The organism is Aureisphaera galaxeae, assembly GCF_028561275.1.
Classification (GTDB): domain Bacteria; phylum Bacteroidota; class Bacteroidia; order Flavobacteriales; family Flavobacteriaceae; genus Aureisphaera; species Aureisphaera galaxeae.
This window is the reverse complement of record NZ_JAQQTF010000007.1, coordinates 207,050-222,604: the sequence shown is the minus strand read 5'-3', so window position 1 is coordinate 222,604 and position 15,555 is coordinate 207,050. Positions and strand designations below refer to the sequence as shown.

Genomic DNA, 15,555 nt, shown 5'->3' with positions numbered 1-15,555 from the left:
GCCTATTAACCTCTGCATTCATTTTACTACTTGTGAGTCTACAGGTATGCTAGCTAAGAGCCATCGCTATTCTGAACTGTGGTTTCTGTTCCCCTAGAGGTTACAGGATCGCCATTGAATAAAAAGGTCTCTACCGAGAGGTGCGCAAGTGAAAAATTATCGATCGTAAACTGGACCTCATATATTTGAAAGTCTTCCGATGGTTCTTGCGGACTGTCATACGCTATATAAATTGCCGGAGGTCTCACGCTTTCGTCAAAGAAAACACTTAGGGGGCTGCCATGGTCTATGGCCGTGTCCTCATTTATTAAAACGAGTGTAGTACATTGTAGTTTCAACTCATCGTGTTTATCACGCTTGCATTCCTGATTACTAGGTGCAAAAAGAGAATCCCGATTTACGGGCGAGGGAGCATGGATGATAACTTCATTTCCTCCTACCAATAGCGGTGAAAATTGAATTTCTGTTATTCTATTCCCAGGCGGCTCGGTAACTGTAAAAAGTTGATCTGTGGTTTCCATAATTATTGGTTTTAAATTAATACTGTTTTAAAAAGTCTGTAATGATTCAAATAATCGATAGTAAACAGTTCTAGAATGGATCCATTTCTTCCTGTTTAAAAATTACTTTGACTTACTCTTCCAATTCGTATTTAACTGAGCAAGTAATTTTATTCAAAGGGACAATAAAACCTCTAGAGTTTTGGATTAAATGGAACAAAACCAAGAAATAAAGGAAGGAAAGACCCAAAATCATGAACAAGATATCTCATAAGCTCGAAAAATGGGCATGAAAACCTTCCTCAGGTAGGGTGATTAGATGTTATTTTATTGTAAATGAGCCCTCTATAATAGGGAAAACTGCCTAGAAAACAAGCATATAATGCAATTTTCGTTTGTTGATTCCCTATAGGTTTAATAGATTTGTGAACCCCTAGCCCTAAAACTAAATTTTAAACCAAATCACTACACATGAAAAAATTCACCTTGCCTTTGCTTGTTGGGCTACTTGTGTTGCTTTCTCCCAAAGTGCATTCACAAGAGGTAACAAAAACCATCAATGAGCAAATTCACCAACTACTGGAAAGTAATGAATTGACCACCCAAGATTCGCAATGGGTAATTACCGACCAGCACACGAGCCGAACCACAGGCGTACACCACGTGTATTACCGCCAACTACTGAATGGGATCGAAATTTACGGATCCCAATCCAGTGTGCACATCATGCCCAATGGGCAGTTATTGAAGTCCAATAACAAATTTATTCCCAATGCAGCCAACAAGGCAGCAGGGGCAACCAGTCCTTCGCTAACCGCCGCACAAGCGGTACAAAGAGCAGCAGGGCACTTCAACTATTCCATTTCTGAAGGGATTTCGGTGCTCGAGTCACGAGCTGCAGGCCAAGAATTAATGCTTTCCACAGGAGGTATTTCCTTAAGCCCGATTCCCGCAAAATTGGTATACCAACAAAACCAAAACGGAGATGTGGTGTTGGCATGGGATATTTCCATAGAAGAAGTTGCACAGGAAAACTGGTGGAGCGTTCGAGTAGATGCTACTACCGGAGCTGTGATCGATCAAGTAAACTGGGGAACCAGCTGTAATTTCGACCACGATCATTCGGTACACGAAGAACTGAACTACCACCGCAACCTTTACGATATACCAAATTATGACGAATTAATGGCCAAAAACAAGGCGGCTAGGGAAGCCAATCTATCGATAGATAGTTACGAAGTTTTTGCCATGCCTATAGAAAGTCCTTATTATGGGGTTAGAACTATAGAAGTGACCCCAGCGCACCCAACAGCATCACCGTTTGGGTGGCACGACACCAACGGTTCGCCTGGAGCAGAGTCCACCTTGACCATTGGAAACAATACAGATACTTATGAAGATGGAGACAATGCAGGGTACCGAGCCGATGGAGGCGCTACCTTGGAATTTACAGGTTTCCCATTCGACCAGAACTACAGCGCCACAAACCAATACGAAGATGCTGCATTAACCAACCTATTCTATTGGACCAACATCATTCATGATGTCTTGTATTTGTATGGTTTCGATGAACCAGCGGGTAATTTCCAAGACAATAACTACGGAAACGGCGGAATAGGAAATGATTGGGTTCGTGCCGAAGCACAGGATGGTTCTGGTACTTGTAATGCCAATTTCTTTACCCCAGCCGATGGAAGTTTGCCAAGAATGCAGATGTATGTTTGTGGAGACAAGGATGGGGATTTCGATAACCTTGTAATTGTACACGAATACGGACATGGAATTTCCAACCGCCTTACCGGAGGTCCTGGAAACTCTGGATGTTTAAGTAATACCGAGCAAATGGGAGAAGGATGGAGTGACTGGTATGGTGCCGTCATGACCATTGAACCAGGAGACACTGCAACCGACCCGCGTGGTGTGGGAACATACTTGTTCGATCAGGGTGCGGGTGGTCCTGGTATTAGACCCTTCCCTTATAGCACCGATTTTGCCGTAAACCCACAAACGTATGATGATATTAAAACCGCTACTGTTCCTCACGGATTAGGTTCTGTATGGTGTACCATGCTATGGGAACTTACCTGGGAACTCATTGGTGATCACGGATGGGATCCAGACATTTACAACTTTACCGGTGATGTAAACCTAGATGCCGGAAACGTACAGACATTTGCCTTGGTAACCGAGGCGATGAAATTACAGACGTGTAGCCCAGGATTTGTAGACGGACGTGACGCTATTTTAGCAGCAGACGTAGCCCTTTACGGAGGAGCCAACGAGTGTGCCATTTGGGATGCTTTTGCCCGTCGTGGATTAGGAGTAAGTGCCATCCAAGGATCTTCATCTAGTAGAAGTGATGGAACCGAAGCCTTCGATACACCTTCAGGTGTGGCTTCATTCACTGCTCCAGATGATGTTTGTGAAAATGAAGGTGTACTTACTGGACTAAGTGGTGGTACTCCAAGTGGAGGAGTATATAGTGGACCCGGTGTTACCGATGATGGTAACGGATCTACGTATTCTTTCGATCCTGCCGCTGCAGGAGTGGGAGTTCATACCATTACCTATGATGTGCCTGCGGGTCCTTGTTCCGTAGCCTCTTCAGCTACGGATACCATCGAAGTTATAGGAATCCCAGGAGCGCCAGCTACTACGGGTGCATCGGATATTTGTATCGGAGATTCGGTAACTGTATCGGCTACACCTAATGATCCATTGAACGTAATCCGTTGGTACGATGCCGAAATTGGAGGAAACTTCTTGTTCGAAGGTGAAGATTATACCTTTACGCCTTCAGGCGCTACGAGTGTTTGGGCACAGGAACAACCTCCTGGACCATTATCTCAACTTAAGATTTCTGAAATTACCTTAGAAACTCCAGACCGTTTCGAAATTCAAAATGTAGGTCAGGCAGCTGATTATACAGGGTATTCCGTAGCGGTAAGTGAAACCCCATATAGTAATATTAATGTGGTAAATCCAGTAGTCATCACCTTGGGTGCCATGGGCGCCGATTCGGTTGAATGGTGGGACGACAGTTCTGGTTCTGCCCAATACTGGGGAAGTAACCTTTTCTGGGACAATACAGGTACCGGATGGATCATCATCCTCGATGATACCGGTAATGTAGTAGATTCTGTATTCTGGAATTTCAGTGCCGCAGAAATTGCTACTTTCAATGTGAACATTAGTGGATTCAATATCACTGCTGCCGATCTGGATTGGACAGGAGTAGGGGCCAGCCTTACCCAGAATTGTAATGATTCTTTCCGAAGAATTGGAGACGATGATGATGCTACCAATTGGGCTGATGTATGTACCACAGCCGATTATGGAACTGCCAATGCGGACATCGATCTTGGCATAGACGGTTGTCTGGGTGCCCGCGGAGAAGCTGTAATAACGGCCGATGCACAAGCACCAACCATAAACTGCCCAGGAAATATTTCCGTAAGTGTCGATACAGGTTCTTGTGAGGCTACCGGAGTGAGTCTGGGAAGTCCAATAACAAGTGACAACTGTTCTGGAGAAACCACCAGTAATGACGCACCTAGTTCCTTCCCGGTAGGAGATACGACAGTAACTTGGACGGTAACGGATGCAGCTGGAAACACTGCCACTTGTACTCAAACCGTAACAGTAACCGAAGATGAGGATCCAACCATCTCTTGTCCAGGGAATGTTACCGTAGGTACAGATACTGGATCATGTACTGCTTCTGGGGTGAACTTAGGAACACCAACAGCTAGTGATAACTGTACGGGCGAAACAGTAACCAACGATGCGCCAAGTACTTTCCCAATTGGAGATACCACAGTAACTTGGACGGTAACCGATGCCGCAGGAAATACAGCTACCTGTACACAAACGGTAACCGTAACCGATGATGAAGATCCAACCATCGCTTGTCCTGGAGATGTAACAGTAAGTGCAGATGCAGGATCTTGTGAGGCAACTGGAGTAAGTCTTGGAAGTCCAACTACGAGTGACAACTGTACAGGCGAAACGACCTCGAACGATGCACCAAGTACCTTCCCAGTGGGAGATACTACCGTAACTTGGACGGTAACCGATGCTGCTGGAAATACAGCAACCTGTACTCAGACCGTGACGGTAACCGATGATGAAGATCCTACTGTGACGTGTCCGGCAGATGTGACTGTAACTGTTAACCCAGGTGAGCTTTACACGCTTCCCGATTATACCGGAAGTGCAAGTGCAACCGATAACTGTACTGCAGCTCCTGCACTAAGTCAGGATCCAGCCGCAGGAACCGATGTAGGGGTAGGAACCACTGTAGTTACCATTACCGCTACCGATGATGCTGGAAATACAAGTACTTGTACTTTTGATGTTGTGGTAGATGAAGTATTGGGCTTGAACGATACGACCTTGAGCAATCAGTTGGTATTGTTCCCGAATCCAACTTCTGGAGAACTTACTTTGGTAAACAACAGTACTGAGGTATTGACTTCCATTACCATTACCGATGTGAATGGAAGAACGATTCAGACCATCGACATGCGAAATGCAACTACGCGAATCAACTTCTCTATAGATGCGTTGGCTGCCGGCTTGTACTTTGCTCGAATCGATTCGGAGAATTCGAGTGCTGTGAAGCAAATTATTAAGAGATAATCTTAATCCTTATAAAATGGAAAGCCCTGCGAATGCAGGGCTTTTTTTGTTTCTGGTTAGGAAAGGGCATTTAGCATTGTTCTGCGCAGTTCCCTCCGCCTTCACCATCGGGGACACTCTCTGCCATACAAGGGCACGCACCTCCGCTGCCGTAATCCTCTGGTGGGAAAGGTGCCGAGGTTGTATAATCTGCAGCATAGCCATACATACTGGTCTCCGAAGTAGTGGGACATTCTTCTGGTTCTTCATCATCGTCATCATCGTCGTCGTCACCATAAGCCATGGCATCTCCATTGGTAACTACCCAATAGCTGAAATCGGCCTTCTCAATCTGAAAACCCGTTTGATTGTAGACCAATAAGGCTTCCGTGATCTTACCTTTTGAAATCCCCTTGATAAGATAGCCCTTTAATTGTCCTTTTTTGCTAATCTTTTTTAGCACATTTTTATTCGATTTGTTGACTGCATTGCACTTTTTGCGTCCATTTTTTTTCATCCAATCCATAGCCACTTTAGTGGTAATTTCCTGAAAAGAAACTTTCGAATAATCCCCTTTGTGCTGTCCTCGGAGTGATTTCACAATAAGTTCTTTGTGTCTTTTCCCCGCTTCGTTTTCTCCAGTCACTACTTCTTTACCTTCATTAGTAAATGCCAGAAGGGCAAAACAAAGTGCAAGAGAAAACATTTTTACAATTGTTCTCATAATTTGATGGTTTAATTATTAATCATGACGAAATTAGAAGGAGGGCAAGGGGCCTACAAGAGGAAAAATACCGTTTTTTCTATGGGTTTTCTGGTATTTTTACCTCATAATGAGGAAGTTGCATGCTATTTTCCACGAACTGCCTTCAAAAACATGCTCAAAATATATTTCTGATAAGCGTTGATAAGAAGGTTAGAATTATCGTGGCCAATCGTAAATTGACTAAGGTTTTAGAAACACGAAAAGCGGATTACTTCGGGAGCGGACCACAATTACCCCTCGCTTGGAAATAAAAAATCCATTTGCTTTCACAAATGGATTTAGTGCTTGATGTGGAGAAGATGGGATTTGCTCCGCTGGGCCCAACATTCACGCACTACTGCAAATACTAAATCCCTCGCCTGACGGCAAGAACCTTTTTTTATTTCCTGTGGCTTTTGAAAGCAAGCTTCCAAGCCTTGGAAATAAAAAATCCATTTGCTTTCACAAATGGATTTAGTGCTTGATGTGGAGAAGATGGGACTCGAACCCACGACCTCTTGACTGCCAGTCAAGCGCTCTAGCCAGCTGAGCTACATCCCCATGAATTCCCTGTTACGGGAACATCAGATCGGACTGCGAAAATAAGAAATTTTCTTATTCCCGTTCCTTTAAAATCAATAAAGGTTTCGATGTATGGAAATCTTTCTTCAAAATCTCATTGTGGGTGCCCCACAACTTCCTGAAAAAGCTCATCTTTTCCTTTCTTCTCAGGATACAAAGCATCTCAGGATCTATCGCATTGAAATGCTCTACAATCCCTTCAAAAACCGTAGCGTTCTCCGTAGTTCTTAACTCCCCATTCAACTTTGCCACCGGTTCGCTTAAAGTCCTAAAATTATTAGCCGTATCCGGCGTAACGACTTGCAGTAAGTGAAGTTTGGAGTGAAAAATCTCTAAGAATGATTCTAGCGTATCCGAAGTTTCATCGGACACAATAGGGGCATTCTTAAATGCAAATAGGATACTGTCGAACCTTCGGAACAAATAGTCCTTTGGAACGATCATTAAAGGGATTTCTGTCTGACGAACGATTTTCCCAGTTACTTTTCCCAAATATACCTCATCATTAATATCCACACTCTGTGGGGAAAGAATCATAAAATCGATGTTCAAGACACGGGAAAGCGAAGCAATCCCTTCAAAAATATCACCTGAAATTCGCTTGGATACCACCTGAACATCTTTGGTATCTACACTGTTTAATACCTCCCGAAGTACGGCTTCGGTATTTTCGTCCGTCTTAATGCAAGTAACATATACCCTGGCTTGGGTAAAACTGGCAAAGTTAACGGCATAACGCAAATTGTTCACTCCATTTTCAACAGAGCCAACAGGAACGAGAATGTTTTTCATTTTGAAGTAAAAGTAGTTTTTTAACCGATAGTTGTGAATTTTTCAAAAATCAGGTGCAAAAGTACGAATTTTCTGAAAAATCCTCAACCAAAATGGGGCGTAAAAAACTTACTACTGGACACTTAGCACCAATAAAGGCTTGGTAGTGTAGAATTCCCTTTTAAGTACCGTATCCTTTTCCCAAAGCTTTTTGAAGAATCCTCTTCTGCGTCGTACCACACAGATCATATCCGGATTATGCGACTGAAAATGCTCCAACACGGCCTGAAAGGTAGTAACATTGGTAGATTGTGTATACGAATCGGATATTTTCTGAAGCTTCCCACTTACTTTGCGCATCTTTTCATCGGTTTCGGGAGTCTCTACATGCAACAGACTCACCTTGGTATCGAAATGCTTTATGAAATTGCGTAGGGGCTCCAACATCTTTTTCTTCGGGAAGTTTCCATTCTTAAAGGCCATCAATACCTTAGAAGGGGCTTGAAATACAGTTCCTTCTGGTACAATGAGTGCCGGAATGTTGGTATCCTTAACCAACTTACCAGAGGTTTTCCCTAAATACAACTCCTCATTTATAGAATTGCTTCTTGGCGACAGCACCATTAAATCAATCTCAACGTGCTTATTGAATCGCTCCACAATATCCAACACGCTTCCCTTTATGGGATGGGAAATCACAGTAACGTTTTTATGATCCACTTTAGAAAGAACTTCTTCCAATAAGTTTTCGGTGTCTTCCTTAATAATGGTATTCACCTTGGTAAGGCCCCCTACTTTAGAAAACTCCTGAAAAACAGACAACACATACACGTAGGCGCCTACGGTTTCGGCCAAATCGATGGCATACTGCAATGTACCTACTGCACTTTCTGAAGAACCTACGGGAACCAAAATATTTTTCATCACTGCTACTTTAAGATTACAAGGTAAAGAAATAGTATCTTTAAATCTGTTGCAAAATTAGCGCATTATTATGATACAAAAGGGGAAACTTTCCCAAATCGAAGAAATTATGGTCATGACCCGCGCCTGTGGTGCCAAAATGATAGCCAACGGTATTTATCAGTGGAACGAGCACTACCCCAACCCCAAAGCTTTCATTAAAGATATAGAAAGGGAAGAGCTTTATGTCCTTACCAATGAAGAAAATACGATCATGGGAACCATTGTCATTTCTACCCTAAAAGACGAAGAATACGAATCGATCGATTGGCTCACGCCAGACGGTAATAACTATTACATCCATAGATTGGCCATTCACCCAGACTTTCAGCATCAGGGATTGGCCAAAAAAATGATGGATTTTGCCGAAAGTGAAATCCGAAAGAATCACGGCGTATCGGTTCGCCTGGATACCTTCAGTAAAAATCCTAGGAACCAGCGTTTCTATGAAAAAAGAGGATACGAACGCCTAGGAGATATTTATTTCCCTAAGCAAAGTGAAGATCCTTTCTATTGCTACGAGCTTATCTTATAAGGGAGAAATGACCGCGAATTTGGGTGCCATCCCAAAGCTGGGCGCGGTACCAATATTCTGAAGAAGGTAGGGGATTGCCGCGATACATGCCATTCCATCCTTCACTATCGGGTTTAATAATAATCATCAGCTTCCCCATTCGGTCATAAATGAAGATATACCGAATATTCAGTGGGTTTTCTTTGGGAGGAATGTACTGCCAAAGATCGTTGAAACCATCTCCGTTGGGTGTAAAGAACTGTGGGAATCCGGGAGGTCGTAATCGCAATTCAAAAGTTTCTTCTACCACCCCGCATCCATTCTTGTCGCGCACATACACGGTGTAGGTTCCTGCCTCAAGGTTTGTGAAGGTATTGTTGTCCGAATAACCGCCCACGCTGTCCAAGAGGGAATATTCATAATCCCCGATCCCAGAAGCCAAAACCGTGATATTAAATCGTTGTCCCACCAATTCAATATCAATATCATCGATACGCGCAGTAGAAGAGGAAACTACCGTAAACTCTTTGGAAGTAGGACACTCTACGATTACCCCGTCCTGATTTACTACCGTATACGCCTCATAAATGTAGGTCCCCGTTTCTGAAATATTTACCGAGGGTGCTTCCGATATGAGCGTTTCATTTCCCGAAGGGCCAATCTGATACCATCGGAATCCATCTGCTTCATCGGTAGTGGTAATTCTAGTGGGAAGTTCATTTTCGCAAATGCTTATCTGATCCGGAAAATCGATTTCGGGGTTCAGATAGATAATTTCCCCTGTATCATCGTCTATGAATGGGCCACATCCTAGAATAGTCGCGAATGATTCCTGCGCACAACCCTGAGCCGGACCCGCTTTATTGAAAGGAATAATGCGGATGAAATAGGTATTGTTGGCTTCAAAATTCAATACGAAAGTCGCATTGGTAAAGAAGATGGTACCGTCCAACACGTCATTTTCGAAAGGAGTTCGTCCCAAATAAACTATATATCCCGTGGCTCCAGGAACGGGTTCCCATTCCAACAAAGGGGAGAGTTCTACATTCGTGGCTCCATCCAATGGGCTAATAAGCTGGGTACATCCCGGAGGGTCTCCCAAATCTGCAGTAATAAAACTTTCCTCTGGACAACCCGTTGCATTTCCATTCTCATTGTATGGAGTAATCTGTACATATATAGGAACTCCAATGGGTAAATCCCCAGGAGGATTAAAACTCAGTACATTCCCTACATCTTGGTTGTTCACAATATCCCCTGCCCCAGGAGAGGTTCCTATCCTAATGCGATATCCTGTTGCTAAGGGAGCATAACTCCAGAAGAGATTTGTAGTTCTGGGTACATCCACATCGCCATCCTGTGGACTCGTAAGCTCTGTACATACAGGGATGGAGGTAACATCTTCGGTACGAAATGACTGGCTAGGGCATTCTATATCATCCTGATTAAAGAAGAATAGGGTAATGGTCACAAAAACCTCGGTAGATTCGGGCAGTCCCAAAGGAGGTGTAAATGTAGTAGCATTTCCCACGTTCTGGTTGTTCACAATTTCAAAACCGCCTGGGGATGTCCCCAAGGAAATTCGGTAACCGGAAACCCCAACGACACTTTCCCAACTTATGGAAGTGGTCACCGGAACATCTACCGCGCCATCGGTTGGATCCAATAAATCTGGGCACTCTTGCGCCAAAAAAAGCGAGTGGGAGAAAAAGAACAGGAGGTTAAAAATTCTTCTCAAGATCATAGCAACAACTAAAGATAATGAATTTAAAGCTGCTGAAATATTTGACCTTCAATATATTGTATTCTCCCAAAGTTTTCAAGTAATTTTGCGACTTGAAATCTTCAGAAACCAATATCTCTTTTTCCCGAATCCAACAGCTGGCCATACCCGCTATTATTGCAGGTGTAGCAGAGCCTGTGCTGTCTATTACGGACACTGCTATTGTTGGGAATATTCCCGAATACGGAACGGAGTCCTTGGCTGCTGTAGGGATCGTGGGGTCGTTTTTATCTGCGCTCATTTGGATTTTGGCGCAAACCCGAAGTGCCATTGCCGCAATCGTTGCTCAAAATCTGGGTGCCGGGAAAATTGAACAATTGAAACGGTTTCCCGCACAAGCAATTTTCTACAATATTGCGTTGAGCATCATCGTACTCTTTTCCACTTATTTCTTTGTGGAAGAAATCTTCATTCTCTTTAATGCAAAGGGGATGATCTTGGACCTCAGCGTAGACTATTATAACATACGGGTTTGGGGGTTCCCATTAACCCTGTTCACCTTTGCCGTTTTTGGCTTGTTCCGGGGACTTCAGAATACATTTTGGCCCATGATCATTGCGGCCATCGGTGCCGGAATCAACGTGATTTTGGACTTTGCCCTTGTCTACGGTATTCCCGATGTTATCGAACCCATGAATGTAATTGGAGCGGCTTGGGCCAGTCTTGTTTCACAGGCAATCATGGCATTGCTTTCCTTGATTTTACTATTGAAAAAAACAGATGTCTCGCTTCGGCTGAAACGGGATATTCATCCAGAAATACATCGTCTCATTGTAATGAGTGCGAATCTTATTTTGCGATCCATTGCATTGAATGCAGCACTTATTCTAGCAACCCGAGAGGCGACAGATTTAGGAAAAGAATACATCGCAGCCCATGTAATTGCCTATAATGTCTGGATATTCGCCGCCTTCTTTATCGATGGCTATGGCGCTGCAGGAAATATTCTGGGAGGTAAACTTCTGGGAGAACAAAACTTTAAAGCCCTTTGGACCGTGACCAAACGGGTGAATGCCTATAACCTAGTAGTCGCTTTGTTGCTCATGCTATTGGGAGTAGCGGGTTATGATTATATCGGTGGATTCTTTAACGATGATGCCAAGGTCATTTCCTTGTTCAAAGATATTTTTTACATGGTCATTATAAGTCTTCCTTTCTGTTCTCTAGCATTTACATTGGATGCCATTTTTAAGGGATTGGGAGAAATGGGGTATTTGCGAAACGTTCTTCTGGGAGCTACGTTATTTGGTTTCGTACCCGTTTTATACGTAACCAAATATTTAGATTGGGAGCTCTACGGCATTTGGCTCGCTATGATCGTTTGGGTGGCTTACCGCGCCCTGGCCTTGATCATTAAGTACTGGAGAAAATACTATGTGCTGGTAAAATAAAGGCCAGGCTGCTCCTCAACAACCTGGCCGACCAAACGGATTGTATAAGTCTAAGACAATCCTAACACCAACGTATTACTCATCTAAAACATCTTCTATTTTGGTTACCCAACCGTCTACGGGGTCGAATAATAATTTTTGTGTTCCATTGGCTTCGGCGGTATACTCCAACTGAATGGTCCCCTGTGCCACTGGATCTAGGTTTTCTCCGTCCTTATGAGCCCAAACCGTCACTTTTAGATCATAGGTCTGACCCGCTTGCAGTTTATCTTGAGCCAAACGCAACAACTCCAAGAAGGCGTAATCGGCCACATTATTAGAGGTGTTAATGGTCACCTTAGGATACCAGAAGTAGAACTTATCTTTGTCTTTGTCGATCTGCGGAATGTTCTTCGCAAAAGTAGAACTGGACTTACGCAAGGCCTCTCTATCGGTTTTTACACCCGCCATTTCATACGTAATATTGAACCATGCACCTGGGTGGCTCTGCTCCAATGGCTGCTCGAAATAAGGTTTAAATGCTACCGTAGACCCCAATTCTCTTTTGGTAATGAAGTTTTCTGGCTTCTCGATAGGCTGATTGTCCTTCTGGTTACGCAAGTAGTTAGTTCCTTTGGCAAAAGCGATCTTCCCTTTGTAGTTTTTGTACACCTCGAAACGCATCAACTTCTTCTTAATCTTCTCGCCTTGCGCTCCTTTCAAGGTTCCTACCACCATATCTACTTTGGCTTGAGCCGTTTCAATATCCCATGTATCGAAAGCTGCTTTGTCTTTTGCATACACATTGATCACGGTACGCTCGGCATCCAATGGCACAGGATCTTCATAGCGGTTCAGGCTACGGTCACTCTTTATCTGGGCCAATACCCCTGGGTCTACCTCAATCAATTCTATATATCCTGAAGAACTAGCGCTCATCCATTCAAAGAACAATTTCACCTGGTACTTGTTATAGTAGCTTTCTTTCATGGCCATTTTTAGGGCAGGATCTCCCTTGGATTCGAAATAGTGCAACTGGTTCACCATTTTTCCATCGGCTTCCTTTACGAATCGGAATCCATAGGCTTTCCCATCTTTCAATTCGAAGTATTGTCCGGTTACGCCCATTTCATCAGCTTCATTGTTGAAGTCCGAAAATTTGGCAGATCCTCCGCCTTTTCCTTTCTTCTTCTTCTTGCCTTTTTTACCCAATCCTAAGGCCTGTTTGGCTTTCTTCCCGAATTGTGCTTCGGCCGTGTTGCTAATCCCTATGATTAGGAACAGACTTAAAAGTGCCGTGATTATTGTTTGTTTTCTCATCATACTAAAATTTAAATTGGTTCTATAGTTAAAAATCAAGTGTTACAGATTGTGTTTTGGTAGTGTTGCTACCAGTACTACCGCTTCTTCCGGTGCTACCAGATGTTCCATTTACATTGTATCGCTTTCCACCAGCACCACCAGCACCACCTTTGTTATTCACGGTAATGTTCATAGAGGTGACCGAGGGATCTTTCAGGATGGTGATAGTACCGCCATTTCCACCATTTCCGCCGTCATCACCATTCGGGAAACTGGCGCTGGAACCATCGCTTCCCCATTGTCCTTTTCCTCCGTTCACATTAAGAATGAGTTGGGTAGCAGGCGATAGTTTGTATCGAGCGATTACTTTACGCTCACTCTCATCATAAATTTGAATTTTGTTCATGGGCATACCCGTCTGCTTGTTCTTGCCGCCCTTCACTTTTACGGTAAGACTATGGCCATTTCCACCTCGCTGACTGGCTCCCACGGTAGCCATTCCCGTCGCTCTTGCACGGTCGGCCCCATAAAACCCATTCCTGCTCACCTGGATGGAAATATCATTCGTGGTCGCCAAGCTCTTCTGGGCCTTGAGGGAGGGATGATACCTAGAAGTAGCCCGTACGACCACTTTATCGTTCGGAATCTTAGAAGCATCCTCTTCTACATTTACTCGCTCTGTAGTATTGCTACATCCCACGTTGGAAAATTCGAAATCGCTCCATGGTAATTTTCCTCCCAGATTTGGGGTTTTAAGTTGCGACCCATCTTTTAGGGTTGCTACAATTCCGAAGTCAATGGATTTGCTGAAATGAGAGATCTTTTGTGGCGGATTGATCCACTCCACTTCAATCTTTGCTACCGATTTCCCTTCTAAGGAGTTTGCTTGTCGCTCAGCTTCGGCCAAGGCCTTCTTTTCCTTTTTCACATCGGCTCTGGCCGAAGATTGGTTGGCAAAAATGGCCTTTGCATAACTAGCAATTTCCGTATTGGTATCGGTAAAGCTCTTCCCGAAAGAACCTCCTTCTTTTACGAATATGTACTTCACCTTTGCCTGTTGCTTCCCATTCCATTCGTAATAGGCAGCGTAGTTTTTCAGAAAGGTGAGCCTATAATTTTTATAACCGAAATAGGCGGGATATCCGGGTACGTCTACTTCAAAGTTTTCATCTAAAATCCCAGAGCGCTTTACCAACACCTTGGAAGCCTGTCCTCCTTCACTGGATATTTCCAATGGCCAAGTTTTCTTTACTTTTTCGAATTTTTTCTTGGCGTTTACTTTATAGACAGCATACTTTCCAGAAGCATATTGTTGTAGGATTTCGTTTTGGTTTTGTTGTGCTTTTGCTATTCCGAAGCACATGGCTAGAAGTAAAAAGAGGATTGATTTTTTCATAATTGCTGGTCGTTAATGCTGATGCAAATATGAATTGAGTTGTTTCTTTTTTCTGACAGAAATTTCTGAATCCCCGTTTTGAATTTCTAAAAGAATGGGATATGGGGAATAAAAAAAGACTGCCAAAAATTTTGACAGTCTTACCTTGAAAAATAAACTTGGTCAGTTAGTACTCCGTTTCATTAGGCAGGGTAAAACTAAATGATTCCCCTCCCAAAAACTCATCGCGATTTCTGAAATGCGCTTTTCGACTTCTAAACGGTCATAAACTCTGGACGATACTCAAAAACTCGTCCTTTTTATCCTTGGAAATGGAGACGGCCCTATCGTTATCCATAAGGATATATCCGCCATCACTTTTTACATATTGCTTAATAAACGCCAAATTGATGAGATAGGAACGATGCGGTTTATAAAAGGTAGGTGCTTTCTGAAGCAATTCCACAAAATGCTTCAAGGGCTTGCTAATGAGTATTTCCTCATCGATCATGCTTATCTTAGTATACATACCATTGGCCTCTAACATGATGATCTTATCAAATTCCACAAAGCGGATGCCTTCTGCCACGGGTAAAGCAATCTTCTTGAACTGCGAAGAGGAAAGTATGGCCTTGAGCTCTTCCAGTTTTACATGCACTTGCGATTTTCCCAAGGAAGCCATCGCCTTTTCCACGGCATCGACTACTTTGCTAGGACGAAGCGGTTTCAGGATGTAGTCTACGGCCGAAAGCTCGAAGGCCTGTATGGCGTATTCGCTATAGGCTGTCGTAAAAATAATTTCGAAATTGAGTTCCTCACGATCCAAGAAATCCACGATTTCCAATCCCGAATGCTGGGGCATTTCAATATCTAGAAACACGATTTGGGGTCGCTCCTGTTTAATGCATTCTACCCCTGCCAACAAATCCCCAGCTTGGTAAATATCGTCTACCGCAGGACAATTTTCTTCCAAGAGTACTTGAAGCAATTTCCGGGCTTTGGGTTCGTCATCTATAATGATTGCCTTCAT

At 43.5% G+C, this 15,555-nt stretch carries 11 protein-coding genes and 1 tRNA gene; 3 read left to right on the top strand and 9 right to left on the bottom strand.

The genetic code is table 11. From position 1 onward, the window contains the following. Positions 1-53 precede the first annotated feature (53 nt). On the bottom strand, positions 54-521 hold the full coding sequence (locus tag POV27_RS14125; protein ID WP_272863435.1) for a hypothetical protein: 468 nt from the start codon (positions 519-521) through the stop codon (positions 54-56). Positions 522-971: 450 nt separating this feature from the next. On the opposite strand from POV27_RS14125, the gene POV27_RS14120 reads away from it, so the two are divergent. Further along, positions 972-5,141, top strand: a complete 4,170-nt coding sequence (locus tag POV27_RS14120; protein WP_272863434.1) for a M36 family metallopeptidase — start codon at positions 972-974, stop codon at positions 5,139-5,141. 70 nt (positions 5,142-5,211) lie between these two features. On the opposite strand, the gene POV27_RS14115 is transcribed toward POV27_RS14120, so the two are convergent. The 4 genes from POV27_RS14115 to POV27_RS14100 form a co-directional block, all read right to left on the bottom strand. After that, positions 5,212-5,844, bottom strand: coding sequence for a hypothetical protein (locus POV27_RS14115; RefSeq protein WP_272863433.1), 633 nt, complete (start codon positions 5,842-5,844; stop codon positions 5,212-5,214). A 508-nt stretch (positions 5,845-6,352) separates the two neighbouring features. Next, a tRNA-Ala gene (locus POV27_RS14110) sits at positions 6,353-6,426 on the bottom strand. Between the two features lie 54 nt (positions 6,427-6,480). Continuing rightward, on the bottom strand, positions 6,481-7,239 hold the full coding sequence (locus POV27_RS14105; RefSeq protein ID WP_272863432.1) for a universal stress protein: 759 nt from the start codon (positions 7,237-7,239) through the stop codon (positions 6,481-6,483). 111 nt (positions 7,240-7,350) lie between these two features. Beyond that, entirely contained in the window at positions 7,351-8,142 is a 792-nt protein-coding gene (locus tag POV27_RS14100) for a universal stress protein (protein ID WP_272863431.1), read from the bottom strand. 70 nt (positions 8,143-8,212) lie between these two features. Here POV27_RS14100 and POV27_RS14095 point away from each other — a divergent pair, with 70 nt between their 5' ends. Further along, a complete protein-coding gene (locus POV27_RS14095; RefSeq protein ID WP_272863430.1) occupies positions 8,213-8,716 on the top strand; it encodes a GNAT family N-acetyltransferase in 504 nt (167 codons plus the stop codon). On the opposite strand, the gene POV27_RS14090 is transcribed toward POV27_RS14095, so the two are convergent. Next, on the bottom strand, positions 8,706-10,385 hold the full coding sequence (locus tag POV27_RS14090) for a T9SS type B sorting domain-containing protein (RefSeq protein ID WP_272863429.1): 1,680 nt from the start codon (positions 10,383-10,385) through the stop codon (positions 8,706-8,708). The two genes, POV27_RS14095 and POV27_RS14090, sit on opposite strands and share 11 nt — an antisense overlap. 146 nt (positions 10,386-10,531) lie before the next feature. Between POV27_RS14090 and POV27_RS14085 the strand changes: the two genes are divergently transcribed. Further along, positions 10,532-11,869 (top strand): MATE family efflux transporter, encoded by a 1,338-nt coding sequence (locus tag POV27_RS14085; protein ID WP_272863428.1) that lies wholly within the window; start codon positions 10,532-10,534, stop codon positions 11,867-11,869. Between the two features lie 75 nt (positions 11,870-11,944). Here the strand turns inward: POV27_RS14085 and POV27_RS14080 are convergent, their stop codons facing one another. The 3 genes from POV27_RS14080 to POV27_RS14070 form a co-directional block, all read right to left on the bottom strand. Next, positions 11,945-13,171, bottom strand: a complete 1,227-nt coding sequence (locus POV27_RS14080) for a hypothetical protein (RefSeq protein ID WP_272863427.1) — start codon at positions 13,169-13,171, stop codon at positions 11,945-11,947. A gap of 25 nt (positions 13,172-13,196) precedes the next feature. Beyond that, positions 13,197-14,546: a hypothetical protein gene (locus POV27_RS14075; RefSeq protein WP_272863426.1), complete on the bottom strand. Its 1,350-nt coding sequence runs from the start codon at positions 14,544-14,546 to the stop codon at positions 13,197-13,199. 262 nt (positions 14,547-14,808) lie between these two features. Beyond that, the gene (locus POV27_RS14070; RefSeq protein WP_272863425.1) at positions 14,809-15,555 is read right to left on the bottom strand and encodes a LytR/AlgR family response regulator transcription factor; all 747 of its coding nucleotides are present in this window, start codon (positions 15,553-15,555) and stop codon (positions 14,809-14,811) included.

What these genes read in the sequence shown, in the direction of transcription:
- POV27_RS14105 (WP_272863432.1), bottom strand. Translation starts at nt 7,239, where the DNA reads ATGAAAAACATTCTCGTTCCTGTTGGCTCTGTTGAAAATGGAGTGAAC.
- POV27_RS14100 (WP_272863431.1), bottom strand. Translation starts at nt 8,142, where the DNA reads ATGAAAAATATTTTGGTTCCCGTAGGTTCTTCAGAAAGTGCAGTAGGT.
- POV27_RS14080 (WP_272863427.1), bottom strand. Translation starts at nt 13,171, where the DNA reads ATGATGAGAAAACAAACAATAATCACGGCACTTTTAAGTCTGTTCCTA.
- POV27_RS14125 (WP_272863435.1), bottom strand. Translation starts at nt 521, where the DNA reads ATGGAAACCACAGATCAACTTTTTACAGTTACCGAGCCGCCTGGGAAT.
- POV27_RS14115 (WP_272863433.1), bottom strand. Translation starts at nt 5,844, where the DNA reads ATGAGAACAATTGTAAAAATGTTTTCTCTTGCACTTTGTTTTGCCCTT.
- POV27_RS14075 (WP_272863426.1), bottom strand. Translation starts at nt 14,546, where the DNA reads ATGAAAAAATCAATCCTCTTTTTACTTCTAGCCATGTGCTTCGGAATA.
- POV27_RS14120 (WP_272863434.1), top strand. Translation starts at nt 972, where the DNA reads ATGAAAAAATTCACCTTGCCTTTGCTTGTTGGGCTACTTGTGTTGCTT.
- POV27_RS14095 (WP_272863430.1), top strand. Translation starts at nt 8,213, where the DNA reads ATGATACAAAAGGGGAAACTTTCCCAAATCGAAGAAATTATGGTCATG.
- POV27_RS14070 (WP_272863425.1), bottom strand. Translation starts at nt 15,555, where the DNA reads ATGAAGGCAATCATTATAGATGACGAACCCAAAGCCCGGAAATTGCTT.